Source organism: Cytobacillus praedii, assembly GCF_001439605.1.
GTDB lineage: Bacteria > Bacillota > Bacilli > Bacillales > Cytobacillaceae > Cytobacillus > Cytobacillus praedii.
The window spans coordinates 129,534-144,052 of the sequence record NZ_LMBX01000002.1 but is presented as its reverse complement, the minus strand read 5'-3'; the positions used below and the strand labels follow the sequence as shown (position 1 = coordinate 144,052).

Annotated in this window: 11 protein-coding genes and 1 other annotated feature; of the genes, 9 read left to right on the top strand and 2 right to left on the bottom strand. The window is 38.0% G+C overall.

All coding sequences use genetic code 11. The features are described 5' to 3' along the window. Nucleotides 1–160: 160 nt before the first annotated feature. Complete coding sequence (sstT, locus tag ASU02_RS02675) at nucleotides 161–1,399, top strand: serine/threonine transporter SstT (RefSeq protein WP_057760712.1); 1,239 nt, start codon at nucleotides 161–163, stop codon at nucleotides 1,397–1,399. A 248-nt stretch (nucleotides 1,400–1,647) separates the two neighbouring features. Beyond that, nucleotides 1,648–2,655, top strand: a complete 1,008-nt coding sequence (locus tag ASU02_RS02670) for a hypothetical protein (RefSeq protein WP_057760710.1) — start codon at nucleotides 1,648–1,650, stop codon at nucleotides 2,653–2,655. Between the two features lie 459 nt (nucleotides 2,656–3,114). Here ASU02_RS02670 and ASU02_RS02660 read toward each other — a convergent pair whose 3' ends face one another. Beyond that, nucleotides 3,115–4,161: an SDR family oxidoreductase gene (locus ASU02_RS02660; RefSeq protein ID WP_057760706.1), complete on the bottom strand. Its 1,047-nt coding sequence runs from the start codon at nucleotides 4,159–4,161 to the stop codon at nucleotides 3,115–3,117. A 507-nt stretch (nucleotides 4,162–4,668) separates the two neighbouring features. Here ASU02_RS02660 and ASU02_RS02655 point away from each other — a divergent pair. The 5 genes from ASU02_RS02655 (at nucleotide 4,669) to ASU02_RS02635 (ending at nucleotide 10,432) form a co-directional block, all read left to right on the top strand. Next, nucleotides 4,669–5,916, top strand: a complete 1,248-nt coding sequence (locus tag ASU02_RS02655) for an MFS transporter (protein WP_057760704.1) — start codon at nucleotides 4,669–4,671, stop codon at nucleotides 5,914–5,916. Between the two features lie 146 nt (nucleotides 5,917–6,062). Then, nucleotides 6,063–6,337 (top strand) — a binding site (T-box leader). 65 nt (nucleotides 6,338–6,402) lie between these two features. Next, nucleotides 6,403–7,260, top strand: coding sequence for an SAM hydrolase/SAM-dependent halogenase family protein (locus tag ASU02_RS02650; RefSeq protein WP_057760703.1), 858 nt, complete (start codon nucleotides 6,403–6,405; stop codon nucleotides 7,258–7,260). A 23-nt stretch (nucleotides 7,261–7,283) separates the two neighbouring features. Further along, entirely contained in the window at nucleotides 7,284–7,850 is a 567-nt protein-coding gene (locus tag ASU02_RS02645; RefSeq protein WP_408607254.1) for an ECF-type riboflavin transporter substrate-binding protein, read from the top strand. A gap of 45 nt (nucleotides 7,851–7,895) precedes the next feature. Next, nucleotides 7,896–9,608 (top strand): ABC transporter ATP-binding protein, encoded by a 1,713-nt coding sequence (locus ASU02_RS02640; RefSeq protein ID WP_057760698.1) that lies wholly within the window; start codon nucleotides 7,896–7,898, stop codon nucleotides 9,606–9,608. Further along, nucleotides 9,599–10,432, top strand: a complete 834-nt coding sequence (locus ASU02_RS02635) for an energy-coupling factor transporter transmembrane component T family protein (protein WP_057760696.1) — start codon at nucleotides 9,599–9,601, stop codon at nucleotides 10,430–10,432. The genes ASU02_RS02640 and ASU02_RS02635 overlap by 10 nt, the downstream gene beginning before the upstream one ends. Before the next feature lie 32 nt (nucleotides 10,433–10,464). Here ASU02_RS02635 and ASU02_RS02630 read toward each other — a convergent pair whose 3' ends face one another. Continuing rightward, nucleotides 10,465–11,076, bottom strand: coding sequence for a TetR/AcrR family transcriptional regulator (locus ASU02_RS02630; protein WP_057760695.1), 612 nt, complete (start codon nucleotides 11,074–11,076; stop codon nucleotides 10,465–10,467). A 228-nt stretch (nucleotides 11,077–11,304) separates the two neighbouring features. Here ASU02_RS02630 and ASU02_RS02625 point away from each other — a divergent pair, with 228 nt between their 5' ends. Both ASU02_RS02625 and ASU02_RS02620 read left to right on the top strand, forming a co-directional pair. Then, on the top strand, nucleotides 11,305–12,987 hold the full coding sequence (locus tag ASU02_RS02625) for an FAD-dependent oxidoreductase (protein WP_057760693.1): 1,683 nt from the start codon (nucleotides 11,305–11,307) through the stop codon (nucleotides 12,985–12,987). A gap of 203 nt (nucleotides 12,988–13,190) precedes the next feature. After that, nucleotides 13,191–13,817: a class I SAM-dependent methyltransferase gene (locus ASU02_RS02620; RefSeq protein WP_057760691.1), complete on the top strand. Its 627-nt coding sequence runs from the start codon at nucleotides 13,191–13,193 to the stop codon at nucleotides 13,815–13,817. Nucleotides 13,818–14,519: the final 702 nt, after the last annotated feature.

The following is a 14,519-nucleotide window of genomic DNA, read 5'->3' as shown; positions in this document are numbered from 1 at the left end:
ACAATCCCAGAAACCTGTATGATCACTGTAAGCTGAACTTATAGATAGACCTCTATAACTTAAGCGATTGTTTAGCAGCTATCTATTTACTCATATTTTAACTAATGAAATTCTATTAAATCTAAAACATTATCGCAATTTTTACTAAGGGGGAGCATCTATGAAAAGCTTAATGAAAAAGTGGAATCAAGTGAGCCTAGTAAAACAAATTCTTATTGGTTTAATTTTAGGTATTATTTTGGCTCTAGCCATTCCAGAAGCAGCAAAACCAATTGTTATTTTTGGTTCTTTATTTGTCGGTGCTTTGAAGGCGATTGCACCTGTCTTAGTACTATTTTTGGTTATGTCTGCGATTGCTCAGCATAAAAGCGGCAAGAAAACGAATATGAAATCTGTTATCATTCTTTATCTTTTAGGAACTTTCTTAGCTGGACTAATTGCCGTTATTGCTAGTTTTGTTTTCCCAGTAAACTTAACGCTTGTAAAAGGGGCAGAAGGGGTAACGCCTCCAAGCGGTGTTGTTGAGGTTTTAAAAACATTATTGCTGAACATTGTTGATAATCCAGTTAATGCGATTATGAATGCGAACTATATTGGCATTTTAGCTTGGGCGATTCTTCTTGGTTTGGCTTTGAAAAACGCGGCTGATTCAACGAAGACATTAATTGGTAACTTCTCCGATGCTGTTTCTAAACTAGTTACATGGGTAATTAAGCTTGCTCCATTAGGAATTATGGGTCTCGTATTTGAGTCGATTACAACAAATGGATTGGATGCATTACTAGGCTATGGGAAATTGCTTGCTGTATTAATTGGCTGTATGCTATTTGTTGCATTCGTTGTAAATCCAATCATTGTATTTACATTCATTAAGCAAAATCCATATCCGCTGGTTTTTAAGTGCTTAAAGGAAAGTGGAGTTACCGCATTCTTTACACGCAGTTCGGCTGCAAACATTCCTGTAAACATGAAATTATGTAAAGATCTTGGTTTAAATAAAGATAGTTATTCTGTTTCTATTCCATTAGGTGCAACGATCAATATGGCTGGTGCAGCTGTTACGATTTCTGTTTTGACACTTGCAGCGGTTCATACTCTTGGAATTTCAGTTGATCTTCCTACAGCTATCATCCTTAGCGTTCTGTCAGCTGTATGTGCTTGTGGCGCATCAGGTGTCGCAGGCGGATCGTTATTATTGATTCCTTTAGCGTGCAGTTTATTTGGAATCCCAGGTGATGTGGCTATGCAGGTTGTCGGAGTAGGATTTATTATCGGTGTGCTGCAAGATTCATTTGAAACAGCCCTTAATTCTTCTACTGACGTTCTTTTCACAGCAGCGGCTGAATATAAAGATTGGCGCAAAAAAGGGAAAAAAGTAGAGATTAAGAAAATAGCTTAATATCTTAAAAAAACTGTACCCAAATGGTTAGAAGCAACTGCCATTGGAGGTGCAGTTTTTTTTTGAAAAAGATTTGATAGGGATATGAGATGAGGATTTGAGAATCAATAGGTAAGGAAAGGGATTTGTAAATAAAATTTTATAAATCTTCATCTAATTATGTTAATATTTAGAATATACAATTTACATTTTAGCTATCACCTGTATTTTCATTCAATAAAAAAAGAGAATATAAAGGGGGAATGGAAATGAAAAAATTGTTACCTGGTATAGCATGTTTAATAATCAGTGGAACTTTAGCCGGATGCTCTACGCAAACAACTAGAGGAGAAGGTAATGAATTAGGTGAACTTAAAAGGCAAATAGAACAGCTTTCTATAGAAAATAGTGCCCTTCAATTAAAGATTGAAGAACAAAGGAAAGAGATGGAACAAACGAATTCTAATGATGGCGCTGTTTACAGTGCAAAAGATATTGAAGAATATCCGCAAACATTATATAAGAAAATAAGTCTCGATATCGATATGGATGAAATAGACGAAATAATTGAACTATATGTGAATGCAGAGAAAATGGAAACTGGAGGATTTGCTTGGGACGATGGACAAACTTGGTTATTGGTAGTAAAGGACGGGGATAAATCCTATCCTTTATATAATAATTATGTTCAATTGGGGTCAATTGATTTTAGTATGGCAACCTTTGATGGGATACCAGGCATTATAATGATTGAGACAATGCATGCAGATAAATCTGTTCACAAATTTTCATACGATCAAGAAGTAAAAGGATTTGTTAAAGAAACCTTATATAAAAAAGAGAATATGTTTGATCAATATAATCAACCCGCTTCCTTCGCCCTTTTCACTGATGCTTACAAAAGAATGAAAGAGGCTTTCGCAAATAAAGCGATAGAAGCTTTAGAAGCTGGTGACAGGAATTCACAGGATATTCATGATCGTGCGATGGTCTTTGAACCCATTCTTGTGGATCTTAGGGATGCACAGCGATTGTTTGAAACCGCCGGTGAATTGAATCCAGCCCTCAGTGTATCTATAGATAGCGCACTAAATATGCTTAACCAAATGGTTATAAATCCGCCAACAGCAGATCAATTCGACCAGCTAAGGTCTATTCATGAAGTATTTAACGTGGGAGAAGAAGAACAATTGATTATAGAGGAAAAAAATCAAATTCATCCGGATATTATTAATAAGTTTCAGATGCTGGATAGTATATTTAATGGAAACTACTAAACAATATCTTCGAGTTTGGGGTGGATACAAGAAGGGACGCCTTATAGTTCAAGATATTCATTAGATTAGAATGTTTTGGTATATAAGTAATATATTTGATTTGTATGGTAAGAATCAGTTATTTACAAATAACGATCATTTTAAAATGGAGAAGAGGAAGGCGAGCAATTTAGAGAATAAAGCTCCTATTGTAAAAAGTGAGAAAGTAAAAAAACAAAGGAATCATTTTGACAGCCCTAAAAAGGATGCAGCAAAGGCCAAGACTCAGTCAAAGATAGAAAGCCTGGAACAAGAATTAATGGAGATTGATGTAGCCATGTCCGCTTGAGTTAAATAAAAATCTAGAAGCAGTGATGGAAATGTGGATAAATGATTAACTTAATATTGGTGCCTGTTCCCAACAGCTTCATGGGAGCAGGCACCTTTTTTTTGGTTATTCCTTCTTTGTATTGAACCTTCTCAACTTTCCCCCTTTTTACTTTCTTGGAGATATAACTCAAGAAGCTCCTGCTCTTTCGTCAGTGAGATTCCTGCTTTTCGTTCCGAGCTATCCCTTACCTTCTCCCATTGATAAATATCGTAAATCGTATCCACAAGAGGACGAAAGGCAAGCCCAGCATGAACAGCTTTATCAATATTGATAGAAAAAGTTCCTTTCCACGGTTTTGCTTGACCTTCTAGTGGGGAGCATTCAGGGATCCATAGCGGCATCTCCGTCCACGGCTGCACTTTGTGCTTCAATAAAAATGCCTCTTCTGCCCATACGAATTTGGCGTTGCTATTTGTAACGGCTTTACAAGTGTTCAATAGCTCTTCAATCGTCAATAAATTTTTAGGGCCAGTCACATTGAATGTTCCTGCTTTTCTCTTTTCCGCCATAGTAAGCACCCATGACGCAATATCTTTAATATCAATCAATTGAACAGGGCGGGAAGAGAGCCCAGGCACCAAAATGTTTCCGCCTTTAGCAACACGCTGAACCCAATATGGGAGACGATCTGAATAATCAAAAGAGCCGACAAGCAGGCCTGCCCTAACATGTAACACGCTGTCAGGCCAATGTTTTTCTGCTTCTGCTTCACATAATGCTTTCAGCTCTCCGTAATATTCGTAAGGAGAGAGTGTACCTGCTTCGACATCTGCTAATTTATCGTCCGGCAGCATGGATAGTAAGGGGTAGTCTTCTGCAATATTATGTGGAATCCAATCTTTATACACAGAGATGCTTGAAATAAATGTATAATGCTCGATGTTATCACCCAGTACATCTGCGACCTTTTTTATTTGATGAGGAGCAAATCCGCATGTATCTATTAATACGTCCCATTTTCTGTTTTCCAGCAATGCGATATCTATATTTCTATCACCAATTAACTGTTCAGCCTCAGGGAATATTTCTTTATTCGTGCCGCGGTTAAATAAGGTAACTTCATGACCTCTTGCTAGTGCTTCTTCAACTAATGCTCTTCCTAAAAAACGAGTGCCTCCTAATATAAGAACTTTCATTTTTTCTCCTCCACCCAAGTTTATATAAAGTGAACTCTCTTATTCATGTATATAACGATTTTCCTTTGCAAAAAGATATGTGGAGTGAAATAATTTTATCCCTTTCTATTAGAAAAATTAGTGATACTAAAATTTCCCAGATCAGGAAAAAAACATTGAAAATATTTAAAAAATAATTGTATCAAACAGGCACTTTTGTTATGATTAAAGCACTTATAAATGAAATGGAGGTTTTCCTTTTGACAGCATCAATGAGATTAAGATTCCCATTTATCATTCGTTAATTTCATACGCTTGATAGCTCTGCCTATGTTCAGAGCAACGGGATTGGTCTGTCTATTTTTAAGGAAACCTAAATTTAACGGTTATTTAAAAAAAGAGGGGATGAGTCTGCCCTCTTTTTTGTTGTCTTTAAAAAGTTATTGTCATAATTAGAACGGTACAATCTTATGAATGTAGGTGAAGCATTTATTTATAAAAATTTTATAGGAAATGGGTTGTTAATCAATGAACACAATAAATAATCATAGTAAGGAGAATTGGCTAAGGAATATCATTCTCTTTTTAACTAGCCAAACGATCTCCCTTTTTGGGTCATCCTTAGTTCAATACGCCATTATGTGGTATATCACTTTAGAGACTGAATCAGGTATGATGATGACGTTGTATATTATTTGCGGGTTTATACCGACCTTTCTTTTATCACCTGTTGCAGGGGTTTGGGCGGATCGATATAATCGAAAAATGCTGATTATGTTAGCGGATGGAATGATTGCATTTGCCACATTGATTTTAGCCATTCTCTTTTTAATGGGATATGACTCCATTTGGCTGCTTTTTGTGATGGCTGCCATCCGCGCATTTGGAACAGGCATTCAAACGCCGGCCGTTGGTGCCATTTTACCGCAAATTGTTCCGAAGGATAAGCTGACAAAGGTAAATGGTGCAAATGGAAGTATTCAAGCGGTTATCATGTTCGTATCTCCGATGGTGAGTGCAGCCTTATTAGGAATGGCCTCGCTAGAAATTATATTCTTTATTGATGTTATAACTGCAGCTATCGCGATTGTTACATTGCTTGCCTTTTTAAAGATTTCTGTACATGAAAAGGCAGCAGAAAAACAATCAACAAGCTACTTTAGTGACTTTAAACAAGGGTTACAATATGTGAATAACCATGATTTTCTGAAGACATTCTTCCTATTCTTTGCCGTCTTTTTTGTATTGATGGCACCTGCAGCCTTTCTAACACCACTGCAGGTGACACGCAGCTTTGGAGATGATGTGTGGCGACTGACTGCAATTGAAATTGCCTTCTCCATTGGGATGATGGTTGGCGGTGGATTGATCGCTTCCTGGGGAGGATTTTCTAATAGAGTAAAAACAATGGGATTCGCAAGTGTGATTATGGGAGTCTGTACATTTGCACTTGGCATCGTTCCTGGCTTTTGGATTTATTTAGTATTTATGGCTCTGTTTGGCGTGGCCATGCCTATATTTAATACACCAGCGACAGTTTTGCTGCAGGAGAAAATAGAAGAGGATTATTTAGGCAGAGTTTTTGGGGTAATGGGGATGATCTCCACCTCAATGATGCCGCTTGGCATGCTCATATTCGGTCCGATCGCAGACTTTATCCAAATCGAATGGCTGCTAATAGGAACAGGCGTATTCATGACTTTACTTGCGATTCTGTTAGGACGAAGCAAAATATTAATAGAAGCGGGCAAGCCAGCACCACAATCACAGCAGTAAATCAAAAAGACGTCTCTACTTAATGGTAGGGACGTTTAAATTTAAATTCCTTTCAAGTATATTTTTAAAATTCCTTGCACAATTTAAATGTATGAATTATAATCAAAAATAATAAATTTCAAATTGTTGAATTATTTTGAAAATAACTAAAAACGATGAAGAGAAAAAGTAGGATTAAGCTATTTTACCCAGAGAGCTTCGGTAGCTGAAAAGAAGCAAAAATACTGATCTGAACAATGGCCTCTGAGTTTCGTGCTGAAAGTATCGATTTGGTATGAGTAGGTTCCGGCGAGATTTGGTACTCGTTATCCATACCACAGTATATAGGGGATGCATATGCCCAATGTACTTGTTAAGGCTGTTTTGTGTGAGCAAACAGTAAAGTAAGGTGGTACCACGTGAATAAAACCACGTCCTTATCCAGTTGGATAGTGACGTGGTTTTTTGTTTTTCTAATAAAAGATAATAATGAATGGAGGAGCTAACATGAATAATTTTTTAGTATTACAAACAGATTTTGGTACAGGCGATGGTGCAGTAAGTGCAATGTATGGTGTTGCATTGTCAGTAGATCCTTCCGTTCGAGTATTTGACCTTACACATGAAATTCCCCAATATAATATTTGGGAAGGAGCCTATCGTTTATATCAAACGATTTCTTATTGGCCAGAAGGTACAGTATTTGTATCTGTTGTTGACCCAGGTGTAGGATCAGAGCGAAGAAGCATTGTTGCAAAAACAGAAACAAATCAATACATCGTTACGCCTGACAATGGAACACTAACACAGATTAAGAAGCACATTGGTATAGTCGAAGCTAGAATCATTGATGAAAATGTAAATCGCTTGCCAAAGTCTGGAGAGTCTTATACATTCCATGGCCGGGATGTGTATGCCTTTACTGGTGCCAGGCTGACATCAGGAATTATTCCTTTTGAACAAGTAGGTCCAGAGGTTGAAGTCTGCTCAATTATTGAGCTGCCATTAACTGAAGCATGTTTGGATAAGAGGATAATTACAGGAAACATTGATATTCTTGATATTCGATTCGGCAATCTTTGGACCAATATTGACCGCGAGCTGTTTAAACAATTGGAAATAGAGTATGGTGATTCTTTCGAAGTGAAAATCGAGAATGAAACACGTCAGGTGTATAAAAGTATTATGACATATGGAAGATCATTCGCGGATAGTCATTTGGGCGAACCGCTGCTCTATGTTAATTCACTTGATAAAATAGGCGTTGCGTTGAATCAAGGATCTTTTGCAAAGGCCTATCATGTTCAATCAGGAGCGAATTGGAAAATTTTTATACAAAAAGTTCCGAATATTGCATATAATTAGCTATTAATTAAACAATAAAGGAGATGTGGGTGTTGAAAAGAAATCAGTTATCTATTAGAACCATTGTGGCAATCGGAATTGGGGCGGCAGTTTTTATTATTCTGGCAAAATTTGCTGCCATCCCTTCACCGGTGCCAAATACATCAATTCAAACATCATATGCGTTTTTAGCTTTAATGGCAGTTGTTTTTGGACCGATTGCAGGCGGATTAATTGGATTAATTGGCCATGCACTGAATGATGCGATATCATATGGCTCTGTTTGGTGGAGCTGGGTAGTTGTATCAATGATTGTTGGGCTATTAATTGGTCTTGCTTCCAAGAAAATTGATATTGAATCAGGGATATTTAATACAAAAAAGATCATTACCTTTAACGTTGTTCAGGTGATCGCTCAAGGGATTGGATGGTTTTTAATCGCACCTGCATTGGATATTTTAATCTATGCGGAGCCAGCGAACAAAGTTTTCCTGCAAGGTCTTTTTGCCGGGGTATCGAATATGGTAACAGTCGGTGTAATTGGAACATTATTATTAGCAGGTTATGCAAAAACACGCAGCCGAAGCAATAGTTTAACTAGAGAATTATAGATTAATTATTTTTAAATGCGAAAAAAGAGTGGCTAGGAGAAAAAAATGAAAAAGAGAGTCATTGAATTTAACAACTATAGTTTTAAGTATCATAGTCAGGCAGCGCCAACCCTTCATGATATTAATATTACTGTTTTCGAAGGTGAAAAGGTATTAATTGTAGGACCTTCTGGATCGGGGAAAAGCACGATTGGACATTGTATCAACGGGCTTGTCCCCTTTTCTTATAAAGGTGAAGCGACTGGAAGCCTTAAGATCATGGGAAAAGATGCGCATAGTATAGATATCTTTTCTCGCTCGAAAATAGTGGGTACTGTTTTACAAGATCCTGATGGACAATTTATTGGACTAACGGTAGGAGAGGATATTGCCTTTACCTTGGAAAATGACTGTACGGAACAAGGAGTCATGAAGAATCTAGTAGAGGAGACGGCAAAAATGGTAGAGATGGATGAGTATCTATCATCCTCTATTCATCATCTTTCCGGGGGACAAAAACAAAGAGTATCACTCGCAGGAGTGATGGTAGATAAGGTTGAAATTATTTTATTTGACGAACCTCTTGCAAACCTTGATCCTGCGACTGGGCAATATGCGATTGAATTGATTGATCAAATTCATAAAGAAACGAATACTACAGTCGTTATTATTGAGCATCGCTTAGAGGATGTACTGCATCGACATGTGGACCGTATTATTGTTGTTGATGATGGCCTTATCGTTGCTGATATGTGTCCAGATAAGCTTTTATCTAGTGAAATCCTAGAATCTAGCCATATTCGTGAGCCATTATATGTTAGAGCAGCTAAATATGCAGGATGTGATGTGATAGAAGAAATGATGCCTTCACAATTGCACTCATTTTCCATTGAAACCTGTAAAGATAAACTTTTGGATTGGTTTGAGAAAGCCAATGATGCCGTGCCAAAAGAAATAAAATTACCTGTCCTTCAATTGAAGGATATATCTTTTCGTTATGCTCCCGCTCATGAAACAATCAAGGGAATATCGTTGTCTGTAGAGAAAGGGGAAATGGTAAGTATTGTTGGCAAAAATGGGGCGGGAAAGTCAACGTTATCAAAGATCATATGCGGATTTGAAAAGCCTCGCTCAGGGAGTATCCTTTTTAAAGCACAAGACATAACTGGTGATACGATTAAGGAACGCTCTCTTCGGATTGGAATGGTCATGCAAAACCCGAATCATATGATTTCAAAGCATCTCGTTTTTGATGAGGTAGTATTAGGTCTTATTATTCGAGGGGTCCCTGAGAATGAGGCAAAGAAGAAAGTGGAGAAAGTGCTTAAAATTTGTGGGCTTTATCCATTCCGAAATTGGCCTATATCGGCATTAAGCTTTGGGCAAAAGAAACGTGTGACCATTGCATCCATATTAGTATTGGAGCCTGAGGTTATAATTTTGGATGAGCCGACAGCTGGACAAGATCTGCGGCATTATACGGAAATGATGGACTTTTTGGCTGAATTAAATCGTCAGGGAATGACGATTATACTAATCACACATGATATGCATTTGATGCTTGAATATACAACTCGGGCGATCGTAATGGACAAGGGAAGAATCATTGCTGATGATCCGCCATCAGTGATTTTGACAGATTCAGAGATTACGCGCCAGGCGAATTTAAAGGAAACCTCTCTATTGTTTCTAGCGAAACGTGTGGGGATAAAAGAGCCAAAGGAATTTGTTGAGCATTTTATTGCGTATGATCGGGAGGTTAGAAGACAATGGCAGTAGAAATGCTAGCGTATATTGACCGAAAATCTCCTATTCATCAGCTAACCGGAGTATCAAAGCTCATTTGCTTTATTGTATGGTCGTCTGCTGCAATGCTGACGTATGATACTCGTATACTTGCCTTTCTTTTTATTTTTAGTATTGTTATTTTTATTGTTTCAAAAATAAAGGTATCTGAAGTTTCATTCGTTCTTATATTTATTCTGGTTTTTTTGTTCATCAATAATCTGGCTATTTATCTATTCTCTCCTCAAGAGGGCGTGAAAATCTATGGCAGCAGTCATGTTTTAATAGAGATAGCAGGAAGATATGATGTCACAATCGAACAAATTTTTTACCAATGCAATGTAACGTTAAAATATTTCGCCGTTATCCCAGTAGCATTACTCTTTATTGTTACAACTCACCCAAGTGAATTTGCTGCTTCATTGAACAAAATTGGTGTGAGCTATCGAATCTCTTATGCTGTTGCTTTGGCACTTCGTTATATCCCTGATGTTCAACGGGATTTTCGAACCATAGCGCTTTCACAGCAAGCTAGGGGGATTGATATGTCCAAAAAAGAAAAATTGCCAATCCGCATAAAAAATGCTGCCTCCATAATATTTCCGCTTATTTTATCTAGTCTAGATAAGATTGAGACAATAAGTAATGCAATGGAACTTCGCGGTTTTGGAAAAGGTAACAAAAGGACCTGGTATAGTGCGCGTCCCTTTCAGACAGGTGATTATGTAACGCTAGTTGTATTTGGAATAATCTTTGTGACTGCAATGGTGGTTACCTTTCATGATGGAAACCGTTTTTACAATCCTTTTGAATCGTAATTGTTTTTAGAAAGCATGATATGAAATCAAAGTTAAGGGAGAATCCTCGTCTCCCTGTTTCCTATAAACGACTCTGCTGGATAGTAATTTAATATTTTTACAAGCTGCTTTGCCATATAGGCTGGGTCCGGTTCAAGTCCGTTCTTTATCCAGTCCATAATCAGTCCTAGAATCCCATTGGCATAAAAGGATGTATAAAGATTATTATCCAAGTTAGAATCATTGGGTGTTAATAGAATAATGTCCTTTTTGAAAAATTTCGCGATGGAGTGTAGAAAGGATTCCTCAAATCCAGGTATTGTTTTGAATTTTTCCCAAAGCTTGTAGAAATCTTTATTTTCCATAATGTAGTCAAATATAATAATGTCTGAATGGGATAGAGTGTTCATGTGAATTAGTGTTTTTCTTTTGTATGGATATTTAAATGTTTCTATAAGCTCCCTCGTTCTGTCAGAGATTATTTCTTCTGCCAATTCTTCTTTAAAATTATAATGCCGGTAGAAGGTTGCCCGATTGTAATCTGCCTGATTCACAATGTCCGTCACGGTAATTTGGTCATAGCTTTTTATTTCCATTAATTTAATAAAAGCTTGTTTGAGCTGTGCCTTTGTTCTGCGTACTCGCCTATCGATATTTTTATCCATAATGGTCTGCTGCTCCTATTATTTTTTTATATACACATTTATGATATCTGTTGTTTATCTATACAATTAATAGAATTTTACTGATTGATTGATTTGATCTTAGAACATTATAGTAGGTAAAAGGGGATCTATATTTTCTTTAATTGATTGAATTTTCCCTCTTTTTGAAATTGTATTATATCATATTATTATTAGGCACGGATACATTTGTAGGGGAGGATTGAAGATTTGAGTAAACAATGGGATTCCAGTTTTGATGTGGTAGTCGTTGGATCAGGAGCAGGAGGATTGACTGCAGCTTTAACCGCTAGATTGCGAGGGCTTTCTGCGATCGTTGTGGAAAAAACAGAGCTTTTTGGTGGTTCAACGTCTAAATCCGGTGGCACGGTATGGGTGCCTAATAACCTTTATCTTAAAGAGGCTGGGGTAGAGGACTCCTACGAGCAAGCAAGTGCTTATATGGATGCAGCCATAGGTAATCGTGTGCCCAAATCCCTAAAGGATGCTTACCTAAGTAGAGGTCCGGAGATGGTAAAGTACCTCCATGAAAATACAGAACATGTCAGATGGGAATATACACCTGGATATTCAGATTATTATCCGGAGCTTCCTGGCGGGAATCCAAATGGGCGGGCAATGGAAGCACAGCTGTTTGATCTCAATAAACTAGGAGAAGATGAAAAGAACTTGAGGAAAGCCGGACTGCCAACGAAAGGGATGGTACTAAAGTCTAGTGAATTTCATAAAGTAAATATGATTACAAGGACTTGGATTGGAAAAAAAACATCGTTGAAAGTAGGCATGCGCCTTATTCGTACGAAGCTTAGTTCATATAAGCCTGCCACTCTTGGAGAGGCACTTGTTGCACGTTTATATGCTTCTTTAAAAGAAGCTGGCGGGGAGGTTTTGCTGTCAACTCCTTTTCATGATCTTGTATTCGAAAATAATCGTGTGTCAGGCATTGTCGTTGAACAAAAGGGGAAGAAAATGAAAATCGAAGCAAAGCATGGGGTTATTTTTGCCTCTGGAGGTTTTTCACACAATCGTAAGCTTCGTGAAAAATACTTGCCGCAGCCATCGAAAACAGATTGGACGCTATCATCCGAAGGACAAACGGGTGATATCATTGAAGCGAGCCGTAAATTAGGTGCTAAATTGGATCTAATGGATAAGATGTGGGGAACACCAACATCCATTCCACCTGGTTCTCCAGCCTTTATGCCTGTTGCTGAACGTGCAACGCCAGGTCTGATTATTGTGAACAGTAATGGGGAGCGTTATTTAAATGAATCGGTCCCTTATCATGAGTTTGTTGATAAAATGTATGAAAACAACCAAACAGAGGCAACAACTGTTCCTTCTTGGATGATATTTGATCAAACCGTGAAAAAACGATATCTGGTCTTTGGGATCATGCCGGGACAAGCATTCCCAAAAACATGGGCAGAAACAGGGTATTTAAAGGTTGGACATACACCGGAAGAATTAGCTGAAGAAATCGGAATTTCACCGAAAAAACTTGCGGCAACCATCAAACGCTTTAATAAATTTGCCGTTGATGGCAAAGATCAAGATTTTAAGCGTGGGGAAAGCGCTTATGACCGCTACTACGGGGATCCAACCTTGAAAAATCCTAATCTAGCTCCATTAGAAAAAGCACCTTTCTATGCGATTCCGATTTATCCTGGAGATATAGGGACTAAAGGCGGTTTAGTCACGGATGAATTGGCAAGGGTTATGCATGAAAATGGGCAGCCGATCCAAGGACTATATGCTACTGGAAATTGTGCGGCCTCAGTTATGGGAGAAACGTATCCAGGGCCTGGTGCAACAATAGGACCTGCGATGGTTTTCGGCTATGTGGCAGCAAGTGAGATGGCTGCTGTTGCGGCTAGACCGAAAGAAGCTTAACACAGGTCAGGGTGGATTAACTTTATACAACTATAAAAAAAATGGAGAGCATAGTCTCTCCATTTTTTATTGGAGTTTTGTTAAATGAATCAATATCATTCATTTTGGCAGAAAATTAACGAATCTGCTATTTATCAAAGGAGTTTCTTAGTAGCTTAAAGAATACAGATATTTAATAACATCTTTTTTCAAGGAGTTCTAAAATGAATAGCAGATGGAATCAAATGATTTACAAGGCATGGTCCCCATTTTATGATCAGTTTTTCAATAAGGGGATTTTTTCAAAAGCACGGAAAGAGGTATTTCAAGACATAGAATTCTCTCAAGGGGATCGAGTTCTCTTCGTTGGCTGTGGAACAGGAGCAGATTTAGAGTACATTCCTCATCGTGATATTGCCATAACAGCTATTGATTTTTCTGATGATATGCTTAGGAAGGCAAAGGAAAAGTTTAATGACACAGATATTGTATTCTTGCGAATGGATGCACAGGAATTGGCATTTCCTGATGATACATATGATATTGTGATAGCAAGTTTACTTCTTTCTGTTGTTCCAAATCCTCAAAAGTGTATGGAGGAAATGATTAGAGTCGTAAAAGAGCAAGGGAAAATAGTTATTTTTGATAAATTTGTCCCGCGAAACGAAGAATTAACTTTTATTAAAAAGGTCGCAAGACCATTTATCTCCCTGTTAGGCACGGATATTGGGGTAAAGTTTGAATCATTGTCCAGACCTTTCTCAAAAAAGTTTTCGATACAAACAGATTCTCCTATCATGCTAAATGGGATGTATAGAAAAATTATTGGCATTAAAGATTCGAAGCGATAGTGGCCAATTGGGCTGACTCTGTTAGGAGCCACAGGAAAAGTCCTGTAGAAAAAGCTTATGGGACTCAACTTTGCGGATAAACCAAAGCGATTGTCTCATGGGAGAGTGCAATGGGACAAAAACAGTGGGAAAGTCAAAGAGATAGTCCCATAGAAGAGCGCAATGGGACAAAAACAGTGAGAAAGTCAAAGAGAAAGTCCCATAGAATAGCCCAATGGGACAAAAACAGTGGGAAAGACAAAGAGAAAGTCCCATAGAATAGCCCAATGGGACAAAAACAGCGAGAAAGTCAAAGGAATAGTCCCATAGAAGAGCCCAATGGGACAAAAACAGTGGGAAAGTTAAAGAGAACTTCCCATGGAAGAGCCCAATGGGACAAAAACAGTGGGAAAGTTAAAGAGGTAGTCCCATAGAATAGCCCAATGGGACAAAAACAGTGGGAAAGTCAAAGGGATAGTCCCAAGAGCCCAATGGGACAAAAACAGTGGGAAAGTGAAAGAGAAAGTCCCATAGAAGAGCCCAATGGGACAAAAACAGTGGGAAAGACAAAGAGAAAGTCCCATAGAAGAGCCCAATGGGACAAAAACAGTGGGAAAGTCAAAGAGAAAGTCCCATAGAATAGCCCAATGGGACAAAACAGTGGGAAAGTGAAAGAGAAAGTCCCATAGAATAGCCCAATGGGATAAAAACAGTGGGAAAGTG